Source organism: Grimontia sedimenti (assembly GCF_011045095.1).
GTDB classification, from domain to species: domain Bacteria; phylum Pseudomonadota; class Gammaproteobacteria; order Enterobacterales; family Vibrionaceae; genus Enterovibrio; species Enterovibrio sedimenti.
This window is the reverse complement of the sequence record NZ_JAALDL010000001.1, coordinates 328,379-354,455: the sequence shown is the minus strand read 5'-3', so window position 1 is coordinate 354,455 and position 26,077 is coordinate 328,379. Positions and strand designations below refer to the sequence as shown.

The window sequence follows — 26,077 nt, the reverse complement described above, 5'->3', positions numbered from 1 at the left end:
AAACACTAAGGACCTGTAAAACGTAAACTCAAGTTGGAGGTACTCCAAGCAGCGAAAAGCTGGACACTCCAAACTGCTTGGTATGGTTCACGGCGTTATTCGCCGCGGATGTTGTGGTTTGAAAGCGATTCAATGGCTTTAATAAGCGCAGAGTGATCCCAATCTTCCCCACCTTGCTCAGCACATAAGCTAAATAGCTCTTGTGCAGATTTTGTATTCGGCAGTGAAACGCCAAGCGTTTCAGCCCCTGTTAATGCTAAGTTCAAATCTTTTTGATGCAGGCGGATCCTAAAACCAGGGTCAAAGGTTCCTTTCACCATGCGCTCACCATGAACTTCCAGCACTTTTGAATTAGCAAAGCCACCCAGCAGCGCGTTGCGGATCCTTGCTGGATCTGCGCCTGCTTTAGAAGCAAACACCAGCGCTTCAGACACGGCTTCAATATTGAGTGCCACAATGATTTGGTTAGCTACCTTGCACACCTGACCCGCACCGTTATCACCGACCAGATTGATGTTCTGCCCCATGGCGCCAAACAGTGGCAATGCTTTTTCGAACGTGGCTTCTTCGCCACCCACCATGATGGTCAAAGTGGCATTGATGGCGCCGACTTCACCGCCAGAAACAGGCGCATCAAGGTAAGCCGCACCACTTTCGTTGACCCGGGCAGCAAAGCTTTGGGTTTCAATGGGAGATATAGAACTCATGTCGATGACTGTCTTTGTGGCATCCAGCACTGGCTCTATACCATCTTCACCAAACAGAACATCTTCGACATCTGGTGTGTTTGGCACCATAACGATAATGAAATCCGCGTCATTAACCGCTTCACGATTCGAAGGATAGGCTTTTGCACCACCTTCGACTAATGAAGCAGGTGCCCTTGTACGGCTTTCTGACAAATTGAGTTGATACCCGGCTTTTTGTAGGTTTTCAGCCATTGGCTTACCCATGATGCCGGTGCCGATAAATGCGATAGTTGTCATTCCATTACTCCTCATTTTGTCCGTATGTCTGAAGCCATTTCATGCCTTCTTCGGTGGTGGTAGCTGGCTTATATTCGCACCCAACCCAACCCTCATAGCCAATAGAATCTAAGTGGCTGAACAGGAAGTGGTAGTTCAACTCCCCGGTCCCAGGCTCATGACGACCAGGATTATCTGCGAGCTGAACATGCCCAATACGGTCTAACGTCGAGCTTAAGGTTTGGGCAATATCCCCTTCCATAATTTGCATGTGGTAGATGTCGTACTGCAGTGAAAGGTTGTCGCTCCCGACCGCATCGCAAATCCGAACTGCCTGTTTGGTATTGGTTAGCGAAAAGCCCGGGATATCCCTTGTATTGATTGCTTCCACAACCAACCGGATACCTGCCTTTTCCAACTGGGCATTCGCAAATTTCAGGTTTTCAATCAGAGTCTCTTCAGCTTGGTCCTGACTCACACCCGAAGGAACAATCCCAGCGAGACAGTTCACTTGCTCACAGTTCAATACATTGGCGTATTCAATCGCGAGTGCAACGCCTGCCCGGAACTCATCAACACGTGCTGGGTCCGCTGCAATCCCGCGATCTCCCGCGTCCCAATCCCCTGCAGGTAGGTTAAACAGCACTTGCTTCAGATGGTTGCGGTCCAGTTCTGCCTTCAGCTCATAGGCTTCAAATGCGTACGGAAACAGGTACTCCACTCCCTTAAAACCGAAGTTTGCCGCGGCATTAAAGCGCTCGATGAAAGGCAGTTCAGTAAATAACATTGATAAATTGGCAGCTAACTTTGGCATTTCAATTTCCTTATTCCATAAGAACCAAACAGTTATTGGCGATTGGCTGCCAATGCAGTAGGCGCATCAGCAATAGAGTCAGCCAGAGATTCAAATTCATTCACAGAGTCAATCTCTACACCCATGGAGATATTGGTGACTTTTTCCAGAATGATTTCTACAACAACCGGTACACGATGCTTAGCCATCAAGGTCTTTGCCTCTTCAAACGCCGACGCAATTTGTTCTGGGTCGGTAACACGCAGCGCCTTACAACCCAGTCCTTCCACCACGGTGACATGATCGACACCATAATCGGCAAGTTCAGGTGAATTCTGGTTTTCAAAGGCCAACTGTACGCAGTAGTCGATATCGAATTGACGCTGCGCCTGACGTATAAGCCCCAGGTAAGAGTTGTTAACCAACACATGGATGTAAGGAAGGTTGAACTGGGCACCAACAGCGAGTTCTTCAATCATGAACTGGAAGTCGTAGTCACCTGAAATAGCGACAATTTGGCGCTCAGGATCCGCAGCACGAACACCTAGTGCGGCAGGCACCGTCCACCCTAAAGGTCCGGCTTGACCACAATTAATCCAGTGGCGAGGTTTGTACACGTGTAGGAATTGCGCAGCGGCAATTTGAGACAAACCAATGGTACTGACATAACAGGTTTCACGATCAAACGCGCGGTTCATCTCTTCATAAACACGCATTGGTTTTACTGGCTGTTCGGTGTAGTGGGTTTTTCGCAGCATGGTGGCTTTGCGCTGCTGACAACCTCCGACCCATGAAGAGTGATCGTTCAGTTTGCCTTGTGCTTTCCATTCCTTTGCTACTTCGATCAGTACAGTAAGCGCTTGGTATGCATCAGACACGATCCCCAGATCCGGACAGAACACGCGCCCGATTTGGGTTGGTTCAATGTCGATGTGAACGAACTTACGCCCTTCGGTATACACATCGACCGAGCCCGTATGCCGATTTGCCCAACGGTTACCGATACCGAACACCACATCAGACGCCAGCAATGACGCATTACCATAGCGGTGGGATGTCTGAAGCCCAACCATACCCGCCATCAACTCGTGGTCATCTGCAATAGTGCCCCAGCCCATCAAAGTTGGAATAACCGGTACACCTACGATTTCGGCAAACTCCTGTAAAAGTTCTGAAGCATTTGCATTGATCACGCCGCCGCCAGAAACGATCAGTGGACGCTCAGCTGCATTTAGCATCTCCATCGCTTTTTCTGCTTGATGGCGCGAAATCGAAGGTTTGTAAGGCTCAAGTGGTTCATAACTGTCGATATCAAATTCGATTTCAGCCAGTTGAACATCTAAAGGTAAATCAATCAGTACAGGGCCTGGACGACCTGAACGCATAACCTGAAAAGCGTGTTGGATTGCGCGTGGAACCTGTGCGGGTTCTAAAACCGTTGAACACCACTTAGTCACAGGACGTGCTATGGATTCAATATCTACCGCCTGGAAATCTTCTTTGTGCAATCTCGCGCGCGGCGCCTGCCCGGTAATGCAAAGAATAGGGATGGAATCAGCCTGTGCCGAATAAAGACCGGTAATCATATCGGTACCTGCAGGGCCTGACGTTCCTATACAAACACCGATGTTCCCGGGGTTTGCTCGGGTGTAGCCCTCGGCCATGTGAGATGCACCTTCAACATGGCGTGCAAGTATGTGGTCTATGCCCCCCGCTTTCTTCAGCGCTGAGTAAAAGGGATTGATCGCTGCGCCCGGTACACCAAACGCTTTAACCACACCTTCTTTCTTCAGCACTTCAATAGCAGCATCAATCGCTCTCATCTTTCCCATACAAAACTCCTTTTGTATACAATTTGAGTGTTATTTGTATTCTTAGATCGATTAATTTTTAATCGCAAGGAATTTTTTACAGTTTTAAAACAATCGAACGAAGCACAAAGGCGGCAAAATCATGGCTGACAGTGCATTGGAAAGAGGTCAGACAAGTTACTGAGTAAATGGAATTTTGGTACCACCCTATTCACAACGCATTAACATTGTGCTTTTATTGTTCTCTATAACGACACCAACAAAGAAACATTATTAGATTTTTATTGTATACATTAGATTAAAGGACCCTGCCGATGTATGAACTAGAAAGTACTTCAGAAAATCGTTCCAGCTCAGCAGCTTGCTCCAGCATTAAGATCGCTGGGCCTTTGTTCAGCGAAGACGCTAAAAGCATTCTGAATGCGGATGCATTGAACTTTATATCTGCGCTTTGCCAACAGTTCACGGGACCATTGTCTTCGCTACTGATTGACAGAAAGCGTCAGCAGGAGAAATTCGATAGCGGTGCCCTACCTGATTTCAGGAGCGATACTGCAGACATTCGAGACGCTCGAGATTGGAAAGTGGCTGATATTCCGGAGATATTGCTCGATAGGCGCGTTGAGATAACAGGCCCCATTGACCGAAAATGGTGATCAATGCGCTCAACTCTGGCGCAAATGTATTTATGTGTTGCTTCGAGGATGCCACTTCACCGACCTGGGAAAACATGGTGAATGGCCAAATCAACATGCGTGATGCCAATGCGGGCACAATCTCGTATAGCGACCCGAAAAATGGCAAGCATTATCAGTTAGCTGATAACCCCGCGACATTGATCCATCGTCCAAGAGGTTTACACCTTCAGGAATCCCATATTCTTTTCGATGGTAAACCCATGCCAGCCAGCCTAATGGATTTCGGGTTGTACTTTTTCCACAATTACCAATCCCGCAAAGCCAGTGGCCAAGGCGTTTACTTCTATTTGCCTAAGCTTGAGTCCATGGAAGAAGCTGCATGGTGGGAATCCGTGTTTGATTTCACCGAAGAGTACTTTTCTGCCGAAACAGGTACGATACGCGCCACTGTTCTCATTGAAACCCTTCCAGCTGTATTCCAGATGGAAGAAATCCTCTACGCAATGCGTAAGCACATCGTGGGTATGAACTGTGGCCGGTGGGATTACATTTTCAGCTACATCAAAACGCTGAAGAACCACACCGATCGCATCTTGCCTGATCGTCATGCCATCGGCATGGATCAACCTTTCTTGGAGGCGTACAGCAAACGTCTTATCCAGACCTGCCATCGCCGCGGAGCATTAGCAATTGGCGGTATGTCTGCCTTCATTCCATCCAAAAATCCTGACGAGATGGCTCGCGTAACACAGAAAGTGATTGAAGATAAACGCCGAGAAGCGACAAATGGCCATGATGGCACCTGGGTCGCACACCCACATTTGGTATCACTTGCCCGCGAAATATTTGATGAATACCTGAATGGCGCGACAAACCAACGCCACTTTATCCCTGATGGAAGCTTTAACAGCGAACTTCTTCTTCGACCAAGCCAAGGACCAAAAGATGAGCCTGGAGTAAGAAAGAATATCCGAATCGCGGTGCTTTATATGGAAGCCTGGCTGCGCGGTATCGGTTGTGTACCTATTTACGGGTTGATGGAAGATGCCGCTACAGCAGAAATTTCCCGCGCCAACATTTGGCAATGGCTCAAGCATCAGGTGTCTTTGGACGATGGTCGACCATTTACCACTGAGCTATTTAGAGCGTGGCTCGATCAGGAAGTAAAGGACATGAAAGCGTCAGCAGGCAATGGTGAATTCAGGAAATTTGATGAAGCATCGGCGTTGTTTTTCACCCTCTCAACCGATGCTCACTTTGCTGATTTTCTCACCATTCCTTGCTACGCAAAACTCGAATAACGAGCATTGGCGGCTGCTTTAAGCCGCCCCTAAAAACCTGGGGTCTGTTGGCCTTTGGTGATGATTTTTGCAGCTGTTTGTGGGGACTTTATACAAGGCAGAGGCTTCGACGTGTAGCTGGCCTACATGAGAAGCCGATAACGTAGGAGAAAGTCCCCACAAACGCTGCCCGAAGGGTTCTGCCCTAAGCGTTTTATGCTTTGTTGAGGTGTACTTGCTTAGAATAACTAGGCGGCACACACCTCGCCGCGCCTAAAACACTTAGGGCTAGAACAAAATTTAACCACCAAAGGTCAACAGACCCTCGGAGACCTTCAATGGAAAATCTGACGATGATAAAAGCACTGGAAATCACCACTAAGGTGTTCCATGCGGCGCAAGAAAGGAAAACCCAACCACTAACGGTGGCCATTTTGGATAAAGGCGGCGCACTCATTTCGCTACAGAGGCAAGATGGCTCAAGCATGATGCGGCCGGAAATTGCGATTGCAAAAGCATGGGGGGCATTAGCCCTCGGGTGCTCCTCCAGAAAGATTGCGGATGATGCCCAAAGCCGCCCTTGCTTTATCTCGTCAGTCGCCACACTTGCGCAGGGAAACCTTGTTCCCGTTCCCGGTGGTGTGCTCATCCGAGACGCGGCATCGGAATTACTCGGTGCAGTCGGCGTTTCCGGCGATATCTCTGATACGGATGAAGCCGTCGCGATTGCCGGCATTGTCGCTTCCAGTCTAAAAACTGATGCCGTTCTGGCAAGCTGATTTCACCTGCAAACGGCCGGGCTTCTCCGGCCGTTAAATCTCTATCCTCATTTCTCTACCTTGGAACAGTACCCGCCCCGCAAACCGATAACAGCACCGATACAATTAACAAAGCAATGTTGTACAATTAGGTCAGCTATTCTTATACAAAACAAAGCGCATAAATATCTTGATTGTTTTTCGTTCATTTTCAGAACGTTATTTGACAGCACCTCGTTAGAGACGACGAGTTGGGAAAGGAACTACTGTATGACAGGGCTTCTCAAAGCAACGAATAAAAAAACCAAACAGACAAACCCTAAAATGACACAGGATGACATCGTATACGGTCATATCTTTGATGCGATCCTGGAACAACGCCTGCCTCCTGGTACCAAACTCAGCGAAGAAGCATTGGGCGAAATCTTCGGCGTCAGCCGCACCATCATTCGCCGTGCATTACTCCGGCTCTCTGTAGAACAGGTTGTCAGTACACGCCCAAACCGCGGCTCTATTGTGGCGTCACCAACCGTTGAGGAAGCGATGCAAATCCTCAAAGCGCGTGAAGTGATGGAGCTGGCCATTGTCGAACTGGCAGCAGAGAACGCGACACCGGAACAGATCGCCAAATGCCGCGCCATGGTGGCAGAGGAAAATGAAGCCATTGCGAAAAACGATACGGGACGTAGCATCCGCCTTTCTGGCGAATTTCATATCGAACTTGCTGCGATGGCAAATAATCTACCTTTGATGAGCTTCCAACGTAGCTTGGTGTCCCAATGTTCCCTGATCATTGCTCTGTATGAGTCATCAAAGAAAACGCACTGCTCTTGTGACGAGCACACTCAGCTACTCGATGTGATTGAGGCGGGAGATAAACAAGCAGCTATCGCGCTCATGAAGACTCACCTTGACCATATCAATTCTAAACTGAACCTGCATGATGACTCTGGCACACAGGATCTTCATGCTGTGTTTTCAAATGTCTTGAAGAAGAAAGCCTGATACCTCAATCAGCTTAAAAACGGCCTGAATGTTGAAGCATTCAGGCCGTTTTTTCTTTCTGTCATCGTCCTCTCAATTATCAAAACCGAGATTTTGGAACGATCAACCTCACATATTGTATACAATCTGCACTTTGCATTTCTGATACTGAACCTTAAGAATACTCATTACCTACTGTTTTTATACAATATTTTATTGTTAATTTCATAATAATCACTTGTTAACAGAAAGTTGACCGAACGGTCAGAAATGACTAGCTTGTAATCAATGGATACGAAAACGTCATGGAGGCCGTGTGATCCGTTTCCTTTTAAATCAGACTTTGCAGGAAGAGAAAGACATTTCTCCTAACCTGACTGTGTTGAATTACCTGCGTGAACATATACGCAAAACAGGAACCAAGGAAGGTTGTGGTTCAGGTGATTGTGGAGCTTGTACCGTTGTGTTGGGTGAAGTAGTTAATGGCAGGCTGGAATACCGAAGTGTTAACTCTTGTTTGACCTTTGTTTCCGCCCTTCATGGCAAACAACTCATCACAGTAGAAGACTTGCGAACAAAGGATTCGCTACACCCCGTTCAACAGGCCATGGTTGATTTTCACGGCAGCCAATGCGGCTACTGTACACCTGGCTTTATCATGTCGATGTTCGCGCTCTCCAAGAATCATCCCAATGCAGACAAAGAAGACACTTATGAAGCCCTAGCAGGTAACTTGTGTCGTTGCACGGGCTATCGCCCTATTGTGGAAGCTGCATTGTCGCTGAGTCAGGAAACGCCGATTCGCGACCAGTTTGCTGAATACGAGCGTGAAACGATTGAAAAGCTGAATGCGATTGGTAAGCCTGAACTGGAATATCACGCAAACGGCAAAACGGCATTCACACCGACCAACAGCGATGAACTGGCAAAAACGCTGATGGCGCACCCCACCGCTAAACTGCTGGCAGGCGGTACTGACCTCGCACTGGAAGTCACTCAGTTTCATCGCGATATCGACAAACTTATCTATCTTGGCCGCGTTGACGATATTAAAACCGTCAACGAGACCGATACCCACATCGAAATCGGTGCCAATGTGCCTTTCACTGATGTGTATCGTGCATTAGAGCCACACTACCCAGATTTCGGCGCGCTGTTACAACGCTTTGCATCCCTACAGATCCGTAACCAAGGCACGATCGGTGGCAATATTGCCAACGCTTCTCCCATTGGTGACGGGCCTCCTCTGCTGATCGCCTTGGGCTCCACCGTGATTCTTCGCCGTGGTGAAACAGCACGGGAAATCCTGCTTGAAGACTTCTTTAAAGATTACAAAGTGACAGCGCTGCAGCCCTCGGAGTTCGTACAGACCATTCGCGTGCCGAAACCGCAACCTAGTCAGGCATTCAAAGCCTACAAAATTTCGAAGCGTTTTGATGATGATATCTCAGCAGTCTGTGGAGCATTCAGACTGACATTTGAAGGTGACACTGTCACTGAAGCCCGTATTGCTTTCGGTGGCATGGCCGCCATTCCAGCGCGTGCTACCCATTGCGAGCAGGAGCTTGTAGGTAAGCCGCTAAGTGCCGCCACTATTCAAGCCGCAATGTCAGCTTTGGAAAATGACTTCTCACCCATTTCCGACTTCAGAGCGACAAAGGAATATCGCGCTGAAACTGCAGCGAACTTGCTTTACCGTCTGTTCACAGAGCTCAGTTATACGGCTGATGGAAAGAAAATTGAAACGAGGGTGATTCATTATGTCTCGTAAAACGACCCCAGCGATGACCATGGAAGAAATGACCGCGCAAGCGAAAGCTGGATTAGCCACTGGCGTCGGCAAATCGGTAAAACATGAAAGTGCTGAAAAGCAGGTATCAGGCGAAGCGCTCTACATTGACGATCGCGGCGAATTCCCTAATCAGCTTCATGTATACGCGCTGATGAGCCCACATGCTCACGCGAACATTACCAAGCTTGATATCTCACCTTGCTATAAGGTACCTGGCGTTCGTACTGTGATTACTGCAGAAGATGTGCCGGGTGAACTCGACATTGGCCCTATCCTTCCCGGCGATCCTATGCTCGCTGACGGCAAGGTTGTTTATGTCGGTCAGCCTGTGATTGCTGTTGCCGCTGACAGCCTCGACAATGCACGAAAAGGTGCAGAAGCCGCCATCGTTGAATACGAATTGCTGCCTGCCGCTCTTGATGTAGAAGAAGCCTTGGCGCAGGAGCTGTTTGTTACTGACAGTCATACCCAAAAACGGGGAGATTCAACGGCAGCGATAGCTAATGCCGAACACGTGTTGGAAGGCTCGCTTCATGTCGGCGGTCAGGAACATTTCTATCTTGAAACCCAGGTTTCAAGTGTTGTCCCCACTGAAGATGGTGGCGTAATTGTTTACTGCTCCACCCAAAACCCAACCGAAGTGCAAAAGCTGGTTGCGTCCGTTTTGGGTGTTTCTATGCACAAGGTATTGATCGATATGCGCCGTATGGGGGGTGGCTTTGGTGGTAAAGAAACACAAGCAGCCGCGCCCGCCTGTATCGCTGCCGTGATTGCAAACCAAACAGGTCAACCGGTTAAATTCCGTTTGCCTCGTCGCGAAGACATGATGATGACGGGTAAACGCCACCCCTTCTTTAATCAATACAAAGTGGGCTTCGACAACAATGGCGTGATTCAAGGGATTGAAATCGTGGTGTCGGGTAACGCGGGACACTCACCTGATCTATCTCGCTCAATTGTCGACCGCGCCATGTTCCACTCTGACAACGCATATTACCTCGGCAATGCCACGGTAACCGGGCATTGTGTGAAAACCAATACAGCGTCGAATACTGCGTACCGTGGGTTTGGTGGCCCGCAAGGCATGATGACGATTGAACATGTGATGGACACCATTGCCTGCCACCTCAAGAAAGATCCTCTCGAGGTTCGTAAGGCAAATTACTATTCAGAAGGTCGTGATGAAACGCACTACTACCAGAAGGTCGAGGACAATTTCATTCACGAAATGACCGCCGATTTGGAAATGTCGTGCGAGTATGAAAAGCGCCGAAAAGCCATTGCGGAATTCAACGCCAACAGCCCTATCCTGAAGAAAGGCATTGCTATCACACCTGTGAAATTCGGTATCTCTTTTACCGCCACGTTTCTTAATCAAGCCGGCGCTTTAGTTACGGTTTATACCGATGGCAGCATCTCGCTGAACCATGGTGGCACGGAAATGGGTCAGGGCTTGAACACCAAAGTCGCGCAGATTGTTGCTGAAACCTTTAGTGTGGATATCGGCGCGATTCAGGTAACCGCAACCAACACAGAAAAAGTACCGAACACATCGCCGACTGCAGCATCATCCGGCACTGATCTGAATGGTAAAGCCGCGCATAATGCCGCACTCACCATTAAAGAACGGATGGTTAACTTTGCGTCCTCGCACTTCGATGTCTCACCTAAAAATGTGGTCTTCAGCAACGGCATCGTGTCCATTGGCGACAAGCAAACCATGACCTTTGCTGACTTCACCGAACTGTGTTGGTTTAACCAAATTTCATTGGCGGCATCCGGTTTCTATCGCACACCAAAGATCTTCTACGATCACGAAAAAGCACGCGGTCGCCCTTTCTATTACTTCGCTTACGGCGTCTCATGTTCAGAAGTGATCGTCGATACCCTCACTGGAGAATACAAAGTCCTGCGCGCTGACATTCTTCACGATGTAGGCGCATCGCTTAACCCAGCCATTGATATTGGCCAGGTCGAAGGCGGCTTTATTCAGGGCATGGGCTGGCTGACAACAGAAGAGCTGGTTTGGAATGACAAAGGCCAGTTGATGACTTCAGGCCCAGCCAGCTACAAGATCCCCGCTGTCGCTGATACACCGGAAATATTCAACACTAGATTGGTAGAAAACCGGGCCAACCCAGAAGACACCGTCTTCCATTCGAAAGCGGTCGGTGAGCCACCGTTTATGTTGGCCATTTCGGTGTGGAGCGCTATTCGTGATGCAATCGTCAGTGTGGCAGATGAAGGCGAAATCCCTCATCTACCTGCACCAGCGACACCTGAGCATGTTTACAACGCCATCAAACAAGCGCGAAAAGGCAAATCGCCTGTGTCATTCGCGTTGTAAACGCGGGGAAATGGAGGTCAGTGATGTTTAAAGATAATTGGATCCAGGCGCTGGCAGAGCTCGAAGCCAAAGGCACGCCTTGTGTGATGGTCACGGTACTCGAAGACAAAGGCTCGGTGCCGCGCGGCGCCGGCACAAAAATGCTGGTGACTGAAAATGAAGTTATCGCCACTATCGGTGGTGGTCATCTTGAACATGTCGCGATGAAAGCCGCGCAAGAAATGCTGGTGCATGGTGAAAGTGACATGAAAATCGAACGCTTTAATCTGGGCGCTCGTCTTGGCCAATGTTGTGGAGGCATGGTCACACTAAGCTTTGAGCCTATTGGCCAACAACGACATGTTCTTGCACTGTTCGGTGCAGGACACGTCGCCAAAGCCATGGTTCATATTCTGGCTACTTTACCGTTCAAGGTGATATGGATTGATGAGCGTGAAGATCAATTTCCTGATGTCATTCCTGACAACGTGGAAATGCGCTTAACGGACGATCCTGTTGGCGAAGTTTCCACGCTCCCAACTAACAGTATGTATCTGGTACTCACTCATAATCATCAGCTGGATTTCGATCTTTCGCGCGCCATTTTGAAACGTGGAGACGCTAAGTACTTTGGCCTGATTGGTTCCCTATCAAAGCGTAAACGCTTCGACTATCGCTTAAAAGAACGTGGCTTCGATGATGCAACCATCAATACCATGATTTGCCCGATCGGCATCAACGCGGTGAAAGGAAAACACCCGGCGGAGATCGCAGTATCTGTAACAGGTGAGCTTATCGCTTGCTATCAGGGTGAACAGATTGCCAATAAACGCGAGTTCTCTACCCATTCAGCATCACAGAAACAGGCTGAGAAACTCTCTATTCTTAAACGAGAGCCTGAAGATAACGATAATAAAAATAACGAGAAAATAAGGGCATAAAGGAATGACAGACCCAAAAGCTCATCCGGCAAAAGCCTTTCGCGCTGCCATATTACATAGCCTTGCCAACCCAACGGACGTGGGTTTAGAAGACTCTTATCAGTACTTTGATGATGGCGTTCTGCTGGTTGCCGATGGTCACGTTGTGAAAGTCGGTCACGCTGACGATATCCTTCCTTCGCTCGACCCCAGCGTTGAAGTGGTCGTACTCGAGAACAAACTGATCACACCGGGATTTATTGATACTCATATCCACTACCCGCAAACAGGGATGATCGCCGCCTACGGTGAACAGCTTCTAGACTGGCTGAATAACTACACCTTCCCAGAGGAAAAGCGCTTTGCTGATGTAAATTACGCTCGTGAAGTTGCGGTGCAATTTCTTGATGAACTCGCTCGCAATGGCACGACGACAGCATTGGTATTTGGCACAGTCCATAAAGAATCCGTCGATGTCTTTTTCCAGGAATCGGAGAAGCGAAATCTTCGGATGATTGCCGGTAAGGTACTGATGGACAGAAATGCACCTGAAGATCTGACCGACACCCCCGAGTCTGGCTATGAAGACAGCAAAGCGCTGATCGAGAAGTGGCATAACAAGGGCCGTTTGCATTACGCCGTGACACCTCGTTTTGCACCCACCAGCACGTCTGAGCAATTACGTTTAGCAGGCAAACTGCTTGAAGAGTATCCCGACGTTTATATGCACACACACCTCTCTGAAAACCAGAAAGAGATCGAGTGGGTACAGGAGCTGTTCCCGGAAAGTAAAAACTACCTAGATGTCTACGACCAACATGGCTTGCTTTCCAGCCGTTCGGTGTTTGCCCATGGTATTCACTTGTGTGATGGTGAATGCAAGAGGCTCCAGGAAAGCGATTCGGCGATAGCCTTTTGCCCTACCTCTAATCTGTTTCTGGGCTCCGGCTTGTTCCCGCTTTCCGAGATCGAAGCCAAGGGAATTAAGGTAGGAATGGGAACAGATGTCGGCGCTGGCACCAGCTTTTCACTGCTTCAAACCATGAGCGAAGCGTATAAAGTGATGCAACTTCAGGGTAAAAAGCTGCATCCTTTGAAGTCACTGTATCAGGCCACATTAGGCGGAGCCAAAGCGCTCTCTCTGGATCATTTAATAGGTAATTTCGAATCCGGCAAAGAAGCTGATTTTGTTGTGCTTGATTTACATGCCACCCAGTTAATGAAGTTCAGGATGGAACACGCACAGTCTTTAGAAGACAAACTCTTTGTGCTAATGACCTTGGGTGATGACAGAACCGTATGTGACACCTATTCCTATGGTCAATCCGTTTACAACCGTTGAACAAACAACCTGATAATAAAAGGCCTCAGTCAGCAGCGCTCTGCCAGCATGCAGCCAGAGGCCTTCTTTCTCACCATCTTCTTCATCTTAAACACAGAGCAGCACGAAGGGCCATTGGATGGTCATCGTTCATTTGCAGTAGATCCCACAGATTGCCATACAAATCTTCAAACACAGCGACCGTGCCGTAATCCGCTTCTTTGGGTTCACGGACGAACTTGATTCCCAGCGATACCATTTGATGGTAATCACGCCAAAAATCATCAGTATTCAGAAACAGGAATACCCCGCCACCTGCTTGGTTGCCGATGAAATTGCGTTGTTCAGGTTTCGAGGCCTTTGCCAACAACCAGCTCACGCCATTTGAACCTGGTGGGGCCACTACAACCCAACGTTTATCCTGCTCTGGCTGATAAGTATCTTCAATCAATTCAAACTTCAGCTTGTTCACGTAAAAATCAATCGCTTCGTCATAGTCTTTCACGACCAAGGCAATGTGGATGATCGATTGCTTCATGCTTTCTTATTCCATCTAAACGGTACTTCTCCAAAGCACTATTAGAACACGCCTCGAAAAACACTTTCCTCTATTAGTCCAAGTAAAACCTCCCAAAGGAGGATTTATCGAAGCAAAGGACTTAACTAGTATCAAACTCACTACTCATAAAAAACTTAAATTCAGAGGGTTAAGGATGAATGCAATGAAGATGGGTTTATCTCTGGTACTTGCACTTTCAACAGTCCTGTCGTTTCAAGCGACAGCAAAAGGCAATCTCTCCCAACGTGCAACAGACTTACCTGAGCTCGTGCTCGGAACTGATGATGCAGGTTTCGCCATTTCCCAAAAGGAGTTCCAAATGGAGACAGGCAAAGCCTATGCGCTGACGATATCCAGTACTGGCTCAAAAGAATGCGCGTTCGAGGCCCATAGCTTCTTTGATAATGTCTGGATGCGGAAGGTGGAAGCTGGCGGTATCGAAATCAAAGCGAATGGATTCTATGAGATCGAATTTGAAGATGAAGGCGAAGTGGAGCTTTTCTTTGTCCCGATCAAGCCGGGAAAATACGCCTTTGAATGTGCTGGATTTGCCAGTAAAGGCATGGCGGGAACATTTATCGTTGAGTAGCTTTCGATAATACTGCCTAAAAAGCACTTGGTGATCGGCCCACCAAGTGCGTTTTTTATTCCAATTAGCTCATTTTTTGAGCAATCAAACTTTAACTCAATGTTACAACTCAGATCTCATTTACACAGCGTTAAGATAACTACTTAGTACATCTTTAAGGCGCAGTACTCATGTAGTTGTCTATACAATCTTAAACAACGTGACAGTTGGCAAGATGTTGTCGCTGGTTCGCAAACGATTGCCCAACGCGGCCAACTCCTACCTTGTTAACAGAATGTATCCATCTATTTTCTCTCCTGAACACTCATCGCCCCATCCATCAGTAAAAGCAAATATATACCCATATGTTTTACATGTGATTACATCTTGAGAATTAAAAACACCGTTCATATAATGCCGCCGAATTGATTGTCCGGACGATGATTCGCAAAACAAATGCATTGAGCTTGGATGCTCTATAAGGATTAACAAAGCGCCTTACTAGGATGTTTTGGTGTTTTCGTATATTTAGGATTAAAGAGATGCGAGCAGGAAGTATCAGCCTTGCACTGGCTTTGGGGTTAGCCATCACAGGTTGTGGCGAGGACAAGTCAAATTCAGGTAACACAGCAACAACAGTGAATATCTATCAGTCCATTGATAACTGTGAATTCACATCAGCACAGGACGTGAATAACTGTCCTTTCAACAAAGGGGTTTACGTTCTTAACTTTGACCCTTCCAATATTTCTGCCTCAGAGCATCAAGCCGTTGTAACACGGGTCACTAATATGATGACCTGGGCGAGCCGTGATGTTCAAAATGCCTTTAATGCCAAAACACTGGTATTGGGCGTCATTCCCTCTCAGAACGATGTTGACCCTTCTTCACCAACGCCAGCAGGAGAGTTTGTTGTTAACCTCGCCTTGAACGGTAAAAGTGTGGTCAATGGCGTTGAGTTACTGTTCACCCAAGATGGCGGTATCAATGAGACGAACGGCCCAACGACTTACCAGAAAATGATGCAGCTTTTTGATTACTACATTGACGATCAAACGTTGGCAGGTGACGAGCTGGATACTGCCTATGTCGCCTTCAATATCGCTATCCCTTTTGTTGCGGCACAGGCAAATGCTCAATCTGTAGTGCTGCCACACATCTCATCTTATGACTATTGCCCTTACTCCAATGGTCAAATCCCATCATGTACCAATGACCCTGACCCAATTCACGAAGCCTCTGGTGTAGACATGAACCCTGGGGCAGTAGCCGGCACGGTCTACGAGTATATGGTTGAGGGTTCAAAAACCTCACCGCTTGGAGAGCTTCAAATCAATGACGGCAGCAAGTTCATCAACAAGGGAATTGTTGGCACTGATGATCCAACGCTGTTGCCGCATGAAGTTCTTAGAAGCTGGGAAAACCCCGCTTTCATTCCAATGGTTGAATACCTGAACAAACACTTCTTTGTGAATCGTTAAAAGAGTTCACACTGGATTTGGCACCCATTTTTACTGGGCGGTATTGATCCGCCCTTTTTTTGCAAGTAGGGAAATAACATGAAAAAGCTCGTATTCGCTATCGCACTATCAGTCGCTCTGACTGGCTGTTCCACGCCTTTTGATGAAAGTGCGAAGTTCGATGCATTCAACGCTCAAACCAATGTCACCACAATGGACAGCGTCGTTTCTTATCATGGTGAGCCTGATGAGATCATTGAAGCCGCTGATACCACGGTTTACGTTTATGAGTACCGCGAAACCGTCGATATTATTCCGTATTTCATGTCTACCATGGCCTTCCGATCGCGCGCTTTCACCTTCGATAACGAGACTAAAACACTGTTGAAAGTCACTGACTAAAACAAAAAAAGCATCCGCTGAGTCACTCAAGCGGATGCTTTCAAATACTTTACCTATTTAAGCGTTAGCTTTCGAAGCCAGCCATTGCTCTAGGTTATCTGCCCCGCCGATATATTTTCCGTCCATCCAGATTTGAGGAACCGTAACCGGCGTTTTCTCACCAATGATGGCTTTCACTTCAGGGATCATGCGATATAAAGCGGCGCTTTCAACCACCACATCGTGATAGTTATATTCAATCCCGGCTTCCGCCAACATCTCTTTAGCTTTCACGCAATACGGACACGTTGCTTTGCCATAAACGATGTTGCCTTGCAGTGTGTCGCGTTTCGCCCACTCTTTGATAACAGATTGAACAAGTACACCGCGATTAAGCGCTTCACCCTGGCTAACGAGCTTGCCCTCTACCATCAGGATTGGCGCATGCCAGGCTCCCACTTTCAGAGGTTCCCACCAATGGGAAAGCCAATCTTTCACTTCCAGTTCAATGGGCACATCACCGAGCTCTTTTTCAAAGGTATCTTTCAGGATGTCTTTAGTAAGTGTGCATTCCCCGCATGGAATCTTCACACTGAAAGGTCCCCAACTGCCACCCCAGCGATAAAGTGTTACTTTTATTGGCTTAGTCACTTCTATCATTCCTTACTGATTAAAGTTCAACTCTTTAGATTAAGACCTGCCTTCCTCTAGGTTCATTTCAGTCATTAAGTGCAAAATTGATGATTTTAAATATGCATTTATACGCATATTTTATTAAAAAAGGCTGACGCAAAGTCAGCCTTAGTTGTCTCATGTAAATCGCTAGTGCGATTACATCACACACTCTTTTGCCGCTTTGGCTTTCTCTACACCTTTCTCAATCAAAGATTGGGTATCTTCACTGCCAATCGCTGACATGAACTTGTTCAGCAGCTTTTCTGCCGTACTTTCAGAAGTGGCATCAACCAAGCAAGCGTAAGAGTTCGCCACTTTTTCCTGAACATCCGCAACGACATCTGCATTCGTCAAATCAGCAGTGAGTGCTTCTTCCATCGACTCAGTAAACTCTTTGGCATACGCTGTCGCGTTCTCCAGGGAATCCAAATTCAGCTCGCTCAAATCAACGGAATCGACTTTATCTTGAATGCTATCTACTGCGCTATTTGCCGCTTCTTGCGCTTTATCAATCGCCTCGTTGGCCTCTTCACAACCTGCCAGCGCGAAAACAATAGCCGCTGAAACAATCATCTTTTTCATCATAATCTGCCTACGTTGGGATAGTCTGCATTGGGTTCTAGCATATTAGTGCAAACTGTTTCATTAGATAAAGAGAATTTGGTAACGGGAGATTGAAGAGTGTTACCGATGGCTTGGCGTGTTTGACACGTTGTCACTCTGATATCTTTGAGGTGCTTGGATAGTGAAAATGAATAAAATACATTTCTAAATCGGTGTCCACTTCCAAGCCCAAAGAATAGTCACCTTCCACCAGCGCTTCGACCGCAGACTGCCAGAAGCCAAGTACCGAAATATTTTCCTTTAAAATGCGGATTTGCCAATCACCGTGTCGTTTATCCAAAACTGCTGATAGCGCCTTTCTACCTATCCCTTTGCCTTTGAATTTGCGTAAAACAAAAAACTGGTCAATGTCCCACACAGCAATATTGGGTGGATAACGACGAACCAGCACAAAGCCGGCTAATTCACCATCCGACAAAATGAAATACGGATGGTGATCATCACGAAGCCAATACGGATTTAGCGTTTCGGATTTGAAGGCGTATTTACCGTCACTATCAAGGCTTAGCCCTAAAGGTTGCGAAAACTCATACACATAGTAAGAAAACAGACTCTCTAGAACATGCCGCTCTCTGATATCAATAGGCTTAAGCGAAACTGTCATTTGCATTCCACCCAATAGCGAGCAATTCGCCAGTTGTTCACTTTCCCAACAATTGTATTCTCATACTGGCCACCATTGGCTTTTATGATCTTTTGAGAAGCGAGATTGTCTTCATCCGCCGTAATCAGGACTTTGGATATGCTGAGTGATTTTGCCCGTGGCAAGGCAAGCTTTAACATAGTGGTGCCATGGCCCTTCCGGCGATGTGACGGAGCGATATCATAGCCAATGTGGCCACATTCCAACGCAAGGAAATCATTGTCTATGTGATGTCGAACGCGGATAGCACCAAGGATATTTTGCTCGCTATCCACTAGCCAAAAATGGCTACAAGGTACAAACCCTTCCCGAAGATTGATCCCTTTAGACTCATCTAACAGGCTTTGAATGTAGCCAGAAAAGTCTACTTTAGCTGCCTGATAGTAATTAGCATTTTCTGGATCATTCTTTGAAAAGTCATCGTAAAATGCGTGAAATGCTTTTTCATATCCCGATGATGGGGTCACCAATTTCATCGTACTCTCTTTTTGTTAAACAACATCCCAGACAGGTTTTTACTGGACAGTAAGTAAGAGGGGTTGTCGATGCATGCTACGTCAAATTGCGGTAGAAATCGGATATATACCCAAACGACCTGAAGATGCTCGCATTCAGCATCTTCAGGTTGTTTGGGTATATACCAATAACGAGGAGCCCAGCCGTATGCTGGGCTTCATAAATGTTGAATAGACTATTTTGTCGCAGTTTTGCTGATCGCACCAAGTACTTTAGACACTCTCTCCAGCACCTTTTCACAACCTTCCATTTTATGGCGCTCTTTCAGATACATTGGGTCGTTGTAGGTTAACCAAACATTATTTTCCGCATCTTGGCTAATCAGCATTTTTTGTGGCAAGTCGATCGCCACGCTTTGCGCACATTGCATCAGAGGAGTGCCAACCTTCGGATTACCAAAGATGATCACTTCTGTAGGACGTAGTTCCAAACCTACTTTCTCGGCGTTAGCAGCATGATTAATGCGTGCAAACTGGGTGAGTCCTTTTTCCTTCAAGAATCCTTCAATATTATCTGCCGTTTGAGCAACAGAATGCGCACTTTGTATTTTTATCAATCCGTTCTCAGCATGTACTGAAAATGCCACCATCATTGAAGCCACCGCAGCCACTACGTATTTTTTCATTGTCGTTTTCCTTTCTCTGTTTCTGTTCTAAGTTTTCCGTTCGTACACAGATATGAAAACTCGCTTAAAAATTACAATCGGCTTTCTGTTTTGTAGGCCCTGCCACAAATAAAAAAACTCAACGAGGTCTCCCCCGTTGAGCGCGTATCAATCGTATCGCTAATAACCAGTGGCAGTGGTCAACGACACATTGGTAATAATCCAAACATCATGAAGATGCTTGGATATGATAATTCTGCTAACTACTTAATCGCGTCTTTACTTCACCAAGGTGCCAAAACTGTTTGCTTGTACGTTCAATGTTGTTCCATCACTGAATCGCACGGTCTTGGCTACATCATCATAGTTGTAGACAAGATATGTCATTGTATTACCGTTCTTAAAGGCAACAGCCGCTGGGTAATCTGCTGTCAATTCGCCCGTTCCGGTTTCAAGTTGTCCCAACGCCTGCCAGTTGTATATCCAATGGTAGGTATGGGCTTTTGACTCCCCCTCTTCCGGAATGTAGTTGGAGCCTACGGTTTCATAATCTGCGATAGACGCATCAGCATCTGTCATCGCCCAAAGGTTCCACCAAATATCTCGCCAGTGGCCATCCAGTAAACCTGAAGGTTTACGGTTTGAAGATTCTGTCAAACCCACCTCGACATAATCTTTCATGTAGTCAGCATGTAAACCAACATGGAATACCAATGGGTTCAGCGGTAATCCCTGAATCCCAAGAATGTGGGCAAAGGCAGGGCTGAACCAGGTCGAGAATGAAGCGCCCTGTCCCCAGATAATCGACGTTGTGATCTGGTTATAGTTATCTGGGAAGTTGTCATAGCTGTCACCCAAATCTGGGTAAGACGGCGAGGCATTTCGGTAACCATCAAGGTTGTTCCAATATTCCCAATACGTCGCGGCAGACGAGGCGTGTAGATAGATACCTTTGTCTACCAACTCTTGGTCACCTTTAATTAACCCATAAAGGATGATGGCACCGTAAGAGTTTGCAGCTTCAGAGGTTGATTCGTTGTTGTTACCCAACGCAAAGTTCGCGTGGCCGGACGCCCAAGAGAAACCATTAGCCGGATCGAAATTACGCAAGTATGGGAACATGTCATCACCCTTGCTCGCTGCGTAATCGCGGATCAGCAAATCAACCATTGGCCCATACTGATCTTCACCACACCATGATTTATCTGTGCGACATACTTCAGCAGCAGCACGGACAAAGTAGCCATAATGGAAGTGATGGTCATTGAGTTGTTGGTGTGCGCCAAACGATTCTTCAACACCTAATAAGGTCGTCCATAACTCGTCATAAACAAAGTATTTAACGGTATCGAGATCTCCAGATGTATCAGCGGTAAACCAATCTTCAAGTTCACCCTTCAACCAAGCGGTTAAGGTATTGGCTTCTGATGTCATACCAATATCACGTGCAATAGCGATAATTTCGGCAGCTTTACCATAGCTCTTACCGGACCAGTAGGTGTCTGTGTAAGGGTTCCAAGAGTGCTCTCCACCGTTCATGTATTCAGTAACCAGAGCACGTAAAGTGTTCAGATCAAGGTCAGCAACATTCGGTAAGAAAGGCAACACCCCTACAAATGGCAGCGTATAACTGAAGCCATTACTTTGAACGAACTTGGTGATGCCGCGAGTACTGCGCACGCTGTATTGTGTCGGCGTTGCATTGCTGTTTTTCCAATGAAGAGGCTGCATTCCTGCAAGGGTTTCAATTGGATTACCGCTGGCATCAAGATATGCATGTGACACCGTCACTTCATTGTTTGCATGATTAACCGAATAAGCGATCTCTACATCACGAACAACTTGGCGAGCAAGACTTTCGAAATATGCTGATTCAGCACTGCTTGGCGTGCCCGCTGATGGCAAAAGGGCTACTGTCATTTCTTTCGCAGGGTTACTGACCGTAATGAGATTGCCGGAAACATTACTAAAGGAGGTATTGCCTTCACCAACGATTAGAAAGCTGTTTCTATTGCCTGCAATATCCGTCCACACGCCCAAAGATTGGCTGTTTTGATAGAAAGTGCCTTTCTGGCCTCCATCAGAGCTGGTCGTTTTAATCTGGAAATCACCGTCGTAAGACTTGAAGTAAACATAAGGAGAGCCATGCACAAAAGTGGCTTCCATCACTGGCGAGGAATCAGCCCACCACTCGACCGTCATCGCACCATCACTATGGTCTTTCAGATAGCCTTCCATATTGGAGTGCTTGCTGTTGGCAACGGCAATACCATCAAATACTTCGTTGAATGGGTCAGGAACCACGTATTGGAACAAGTTACCCTGCCCTTGCAGTGCATTAGGAATGCCCATGATTCTTGCACCGCGCTCTGAAATGCGGGCGGTGACTGGATCAGGTGTAATGTAGCCAGCATCGTTCGGATCGCCGATCGTCATTTCACCGTAGAATGAAACAGAACCCCACCATTTGTGGGTAGCAATAGGTTGGTCTTCCAGTTCAGGAACTATTTGTGGGTAAAGCTGTTTTGGCGTGCCTATGTTGTCACAAGAAGGTACACCCGGTTCAACCACACCAGCATTCGAAACCCAAAAACCATGGTCTACCGTACAGCCATAACCCTCAGGGTTGAATGTGTTTGCCACGTTACCGGCGCCATATTGCGTCACGAAAGCATCTGACGGTACGTTTTCCAGATAAATGTCTGTGATTTCGATAGTACCGTCACCCGCGAACATCAAACCAATCCAGGTCAGATCGTCAAACCCAGGGAATGGCACTTCCATTTCATACCAGTCGTTACCCAAAGCAACAGCAGTGCCAAGCGAGTAAACCACTTTTGATTCTGTGCTGTTTACACCTTGGATAGACACTTCAACTTGCGTTGCGAAGTCTGATTTGTATTTGAAACGAAGAAGATCAAAACCTGTCGTATCAACAGCGTTTGCAGATTCATTACCCCATGCAGCAACCGCAAATGGGGCTCCCCAACTGCTGCCACTTGTTACCTGAATACTTTGAGCAAATTGGCTACCAGATGGATTCCACACAGCTGTCGAACCTGAGTTCCAGGCGTCACCCTGATGTTCAAATTCGAAAGAAGGCGCAAACGATGAATGGTACACATAGGCGATTTCATTGGAACTCGGTGGTTCCACTGGTGGCTCTACAGGCGGTTCCACTTCTTTAGCAGAAAGCGCAACAGTTACTAACTGTTCACTTGTTGAGAGATAGGTGATCTGTTGTTTCGATTCATAGTCTGTATGAGATACTGAGATCTGATGTGCACCATAAGCCAGGCTAAATACAGCTTCACCAGCAGTGTCGGTCTGAAGTGTTGTTCCATCAATTTCAATGGTGGCAACGCTTAGCGTTTCGTTTGTATCGGCATTGACCACTTTTACGGTCAATTCGCTGGTGTTGCTTGTCTCCTCGCTTCCACCTTCTTCAGTGCCTTCTGAGCCATCTTCCCCGGAACCACCATCAGTACCGCCAGAATCTGTATCGCCACCTTCGCCTGAGCCTTCTTCGGAACCCGTGCCGCTATCGCCTGATCCGCCTTGTTCTTCTGAGCCGCCATTAGTGCCGGAATCACCGCCGCTACTTTCTCCGCCCTCTGTCACGGTCTGGGTTGATGCCATGCTGACATCCAACGTTTGGGCAACACTCCCTAGCGTCGCTGTTAACTGAGAGGTTTCGAAGCCACTTTTTTGAACAGACACACTGTAAGTGCCGCTGGCGAGTGAGAACTCTGCAACACCAGAAGCATTCGTTTGAGCGCTTTTGCTATCGACACTCACTGTCGCATCGCTCAACGGAGCACGGGAGTTGTCTGTGACATTCACAGTCAGGGTATAAAGTTGCGTGCCGGAGTCGGTATCTCCTCCACCGCCGCCTCCACAGGCAGCAAGAACTAGAGTTGCTAACGTCACAAACAGCAAACGGCAGTATTTCTTCAAACCCAAACTCCTTATGGTGTACGCACTAATAATGCAAAGAAAGCGCTTTCTTTTGGTGCAGTATAAGGATTCACATTTCCTTAACAATGAGGGTTTGCCGTTGAATCAAACGATCGTTCGCTCTGTCTCACTACCTAAACAGATCCGATGAGTTTTGATAGAAAAGCATCATAAAAAAAGCCGCAAACTGCGGCTTTATCATTGCTTTAATCAGGGTTAAAGCTGGCTTGAAAGAAATTTGCGCAATGCTTCGGTAACAAATACGTCTTGCTCAAGATTGCTAATGTGGCCAGCCTTTGGAATGACGGTGTATTCGCTGCCATCAATCGCATCATGCATCAACATAGATTCAAGCGGCGGACGCGGTTTGTCTTCGGCACCGACCATGATAAGTGTCGGCAAAGTCAGTTTTTCGATATCGTCAAAGGTATCTCTGCGGTCAAAGACCATACGGCCTACCCTGACAACGTTTCTCGCCTCTTCATCTTTCAGATTTGCTAGCTTTTCTCTGAAATCGGCGACCAACTTTGGATTGGCCGTTTCCGCATCATTGGCGAAGAATAAAGGCGTAATCGCGTCAATCATTGGTGGCGGAATGACGCCCATTTGCTCAATGGTATCGAACATGCCGAAGTATTTAGCTTTCGCTACTTCAGGCTCATAACCAATGAATGTGTCCATCAATACCAATGCACTTACACGTGCTGGTGCTTTTAGCGCTAACTCAGCACCCCACATACCGCCAACAGATAGACCCACTATCGCAAACTGCTCAATATCCAACTTGTCCATCAATGCCAAAATGTCATCAGCATAGTGAATCAGCGAAGTGGTACTTTCCGGCGCTGCATCCGACTGACCATGAGCCCAAAGATCAGGAACAATACAACGATAATTTTGGCTTAACGCATCAATCTGTGGGCGCCACATTTCGCTGTCCCACAAATAACTGTGGCCAAACAGTACAACTGGACCTTCACCAACATCCAAGTACGACATATTTTTGCCGTTTATCTGAATCGAATTCATTTAATTTCCCTGTATTTATACTGTTACTTAACTATCCAAACATCCCGTTAAAACAGAATCCAAGACATCTGGATAGACGAAATTTAATAGACCGAGAATATAGAAAAAAAGCGCCAATGAAAGGCGCTTTTTTGAAGCAGAATCTGATTATTCTTCCGCAGGTTTTTTCTTCTTAACAGCAAACACTTGTTCACCAACAGCCACACCTTGATAGAAGCTCTTGTTGCGCTTCTTAGGTGACGCCGCTTTCTTCTCTGAAGGCTTATTGGTTTTCTTCTTGTGCTGTGGCTTCTTGCTAAAGGTTTTCTTTTTCTTCGGTGCCAGGCCTTTGAACTTGCCTTCCAGACCTTCGAAAGTCACGAAGTTCATGCGCTTATCAAGGAAACCTTCAATGCTCTTGAAGCTGTTCCAGTCTTTAGGACCTACGAAAGAAATCGCAATGCCTTTGTTACCTGCTCGACCGGTACGACCGATACGGTGAACATATTCTTCAGCATGTTTTGGCATGTCAAAGTTCACGACGTGAGATACGTTTGAAATATCCAAACCACGGGAAGCGACATCAGTGGTCACCATCACTTTATGAAGACCGCGCTCGAATTCATTCATGATACGATTACGCGCACTTTGGCTCAGATCACCGCTCAGAGCAACGGCTTTAATACCACGGTCAGCGAACACTTTAGCCAAACGATCTGTATCCGCTCGGGTCGCGGTGAAGATCATCATCTGCTGGTATTGCTCTTCTTCCATGACTCTGTCAAGCAAAGCTTGTTTGTGGTCAAGATGGTCACAAAGGAAAAGGCGTTGTTCGATGTCTTTGTGCTCTTCATTCACAAAGCCAATTGCAACGCGCTTTGGCTCTTTGAGCATGTCAGCAGCAATCTCGTTAACTTGCTGGTGATCCAGAGTTGCAGAGAACATCAGCGTTTGACGGCGACGATGGTTGGCCGCGTTATTGATCGCTTCGAGTTGCGGAGCAAAACCCAGGTCTAACATACGGTCTGCTTCATCCAGAATGAGCAGTTCCAGACCTTCAAGCGTTAAATGACGGTGCTCCAAGTGGTCTGCAAGGCGGCCCGGTGTAGCAACGATGAACGCAGGATCTTTGCGGAATTCTTTCGCTTGGTCGTTAAAGTTTTCACCACCCAGGATCAGCATGCCTTTGTATTGGGTGCCTGCCAGAAGCTTACGCAGTTCGCCGTAAACCTGTTTTGCCAATTCACGGGTTGGTGCAAGAACGACAACACGTGGGCCAGAACGGCTAAATGCTTTGCTGCGCATAACGCGTTGCAGTGCAGGCAGGAGAAAAGCCAGGGTTTTACCTGATCCGGTTTTAGACGACGCCAGCAGATCTTTGCCTGCACAAACGACAGGAATGGCAGAAGCCTGCACATCAGTCGGGGTGCTAAAGCCCCAAAGTTCCATCGTTTTAAGAAGGCGCTTATCTAAACCCAGGTCTTCAAATTGCAA

General features: G+C 47.1%; 21 protein-coding genes and 1 pseudogene. 10 read left to right on the top strand and 12 right to left on the bottom strand.

The features are described from left to right. Positions 1 to 95: 95 nt before the first annotated feature. The 3 genes from G5S52_RS01545 to gcl are packed head-to-tail and all read right to left on the bottom strand — an operon-like array spanning position 96 to position 3,590. Positions 96 to 986 carry a 2-hydroxy-3-oxopropionate reductase gene (locus G5S52_RS01545; RefSeq protein WP_046306346.1) on the bottom strand — a complete coding sequence of 297 codons (891 nt, stop codon included), beginning with the start codon at positions 984 to 986 and terminating at the stop codon, positions 96 to 98. Positions 987 to 990: 4 nt separating this feature from the next. After that, entirely contained in the window at positions 991 to 1,779 is a 789-nt protein-coding gene (hyi, locus tag G5S52_RS01540; protein WP_165011496.1) for a hydroxypyruvate isomerase, read from the bottom strand. A 32-nt stretch (positions 1,780 to 1,811) separates the two neighbouring features. Further along, positions 1,812 to 3,590 carry a glyoxylate carboligase gene (gene gcl / locus G5S52_RS01535; RefSeq protein ID WP_165011495.1) on the bottom strand — a complete coding sequence of 593 codons (1,779 nt, stop codon included), beginning with the start codon at positions 3,588 to 3,590 and terminating at the stop codon, positions 1,812 to 1,814. A gap of 293 nt (positions 3,591 to 3,883) precedes the next feature. On the opposite strand from gcl, the pseudogene aceB reads away from it, so the two are divergent. The 7 genes and pseudogenes from aceB (at position 3,884) to guaD (ending at position 13,609) form a co-directional block, all read left to right on the top strand. Then, positions 3,884 to 5,508: pseudogene (aceB, locus tag G5S52_RS01530) on the top strand (malate synthase A). 317 nt (positions 5,509 to 5,825) lie between these two features. Continuing rightward, positions 5,826 to 6,266 (top strand): GlcG/HbpS family heme-binding protein, encoded by a 441-nt coding sequence (locus tag G5S52_RS01525; protein ID WP_165011494.1) that lies wholly within the window; start codon positions 5,826 to 5,828, stop codon positions 6,264 to 6,266. Between the two features lie 249 nt (positions 6,267 to 6,515). Further along, positions 6,516 to 7,250 carry a GntR family transcriptional regulator gene (locus G5S52_RS01520; RefSeq protein ID WP_062664139.1) on the top strand — a complete coding sequence of 245 codons (735 nt, stop codon included), beginning with the start codon at positions 6,516 to 6,518 and terminating at the stop codon, positions 7,248 to 7,250. A 295-nt stretch (positions 7,251 to 7,545) separates the two neighbouring features. Further along, positions 7,546 to 9,000: a xanthine dehydrogenase small subunit gene (xdhA, locus tag G5S52_RS01515; RefSeq protein ID WP_165011493.1), complete on the top strand. Its 1,455-nt coding sequence runs from the start codon at positions 7,546 to 7,548 to the stop codon at positions 8,998 to 9,000. Further along, positions 8,990 to 11,368, top strand: coding sequence for a xanthine dehydrogenase molybdopterin binding subunit (gene xdhB / locus G5S52_RS01510; RefSeq protein WP_165011492.1), 2,379 nt, complete (start codon positions 8,990 to 8,992; stop codon positions 11,366 to 11,368). Before xdhA ends, xdhB begins: the two co-directional genes overlap by 11 nt. Positions 11,369 to 11,391: 23 nt before the next feature. Continuing rightward, positions 11,392 to 12,288 (top strand): xanthine dehydrogenase accessory protein XdhC, encoded by an 897-nt coding sequence (gene xdhC / locus G5S52_RS01505; protein WP_165011491.1) that lies wholly within the window; start codon positions 11,392 to 11,394, stop codon positions 12,286 to 12,288. Between the two features lie 4 nt (positions 12,289 to 12,292). After that, a complete protein-coding gene (gene guaD, locus G5S52_RS01500) occupies positions 12,293 to 13,609 on the top strand; it encodes a guanine deaminase (RefSeq protein ID WP_165011490.1) in 1,317 nt (438 codons plus the stop codon). A gap of 82 nt (positions 13,610 to 13,691) precedes the next feature. On the opposite strand, the gene G5S52_RS01495 is transcribed toward guaD, so the two are convergent. Then, positions 13,692 to 14,126, bottom strand: coding sequence for a VOC family protein (locus G5S52_RS01495; RefSeq protein WP_165011489.1), 435 nt, complete (start codon positions 14,124 to 14,126; stop codon positions 13,692 to 13,694). A 184-nt stretch (positions 14,127 to 14,310) separates the two neighbouring features. Here G5S52_RS01495 and G5S52_RS01490 point away from each other — a divergent pair, with 184 nt between their 5' ends. The 3 genes from G5S52_RS01490 (at position 14,311) to G5S52_RS01480 (ending at position 16,577) form a co-directional block, all read left to right on the top strand. Beyond that, on the top strand, positions 14,311 to 14,736 hold the full coding sequence (locus G5S52_RS01490; RefSeq protein ID WP_165011488.1) for a cupredoxin domain-containing protein: 426 nt from the start codon (positions 14,311 to 14,313) through the stop codon (positions 14,734 to 14,736). Between the two features lie 521 nt (positions 14,737 to 15,257). After that, positions 15,258 to 16,196, top strand: a complete 939-nt coding sequence (locus G5S52_RS01485) for a hypothetical protein (protein ID WP_165011487.1) — start codon at positions 15,258 to 15,260, stop codon at positions 16,194 to 16,196. A gap of 78 nt (positions 16,197 to 16,274) precedes the next feature. Further along, positions 16,275 to 16,577, top strand: a complete 303-nt coding sequence (locus tag G5S52_RS01480; protein ID WP_165011486.1) for a putative periplasmic lipoprotein — start codon at positions 16,275 to 16,277, stop codon at positions 16,575 to 16,577. Positions 16,578 to 16,634: 57 nt separating this feature from the next. On the opposite strand, the gene G5S52_RS01475 is transcribed toward G5S52_RS01480, so the two are convergent. From G5S52_RS01475 to G5S52_RS01440, 8 genes are all read right to left on the bottom strand, one after another. After that, positions 16,635 to 17,207: a glutaredoxin family protein gene (locus G5S52_RS01475; protein ID WP_165011485.1), complete on the bottom strand. Its 573-nt coding sequence runs from the start codon at positions 17,205 to 17,207 to the stop codon at positions 16,635 to 16,637. A 180-nt stretch (positions 17,208 to 17,387) separates the two neighbouring features. Further along, positions 17,388 to 17,813, bottom strand: a complete 426-nt coding sequence (locus G5S52_RS01470) for a hypothetical protein (protein WP_046306315.1) — start codon at positions 17,811 to 17,813, stop codon at positions 17,388 to 17,390. Between the two features lie 133 nt (positions 17,814 to 17,946). After that, complete coding sequence (locus tag G5S52_RS01465) at positions 17,947 to 18,459, bottom strand: GNAT family N-acetyltransferase (protein WP_165011484.1); 513 nt, start codon at positions 18,457 to 18,459, stop codon at positions 17,947 to 17,949. Further along, on the bottom strand, positions 18,456 to 18,974 hold the full coding sequence (locus G5S52_RS01460) for a GNAT family N-acetyltransferase (protein WP_165011483.1): 519 nt from the start codon (positions 18,972 to 18,974) through the stop codon (positions 18,456 to 18,458). Before G5S52_RS01460 ends, G5S52_RS01465 begins: the two co-directional genes overlap by 4 nt. 215 nt (positions 18,975 to 19,189) lie before the next feature. Beyond that, entirely contained in the window at positions 19,190 to 19,639 is a 450-nt protein-coding gene (locus G5S52_RS01455) for a DUF302 domain-containing protein (protein WP_165011482.1), read from the bottom strand. Between the two features lie 258 nt (positions 19,640 to 19,897). Next, positions 19,898 to 23,575 (bottom strand): glycosyl hydrolase, encoded by a 3,678-nt coding sequence (locus G5S52_RS01450; RefSeq protein ID WP_165011481.1) that lies wholly within the window; start codon positions 23,573 to 23,575, stop codon positions 19,898 to 19,900. Positions 23,576 to 23,791: 216 nt separating this feature from the next. Further along, positions 23,792 to 24,604, bottom strand: a complete 813-nt coding sequence (locus tag G5S52_RS01445; protein ID WP_165011480.1) for an alpha/beta fold hydrolase — start codon at positions 24,602 to 24,604, stop codon at positions 23,792 to 23,794. A 147-nt stretch (positions 24,605 to 24,751) separates the two neighbouring features. Beyond that, entirely contained in the window at positions 24,752 to 26,077 is a 1,326-nt protein-coding gene (locus G5S52_RS01440; protein WP_165011479.1) for a DEAD/DEAH box helicase, read from the bottom strand.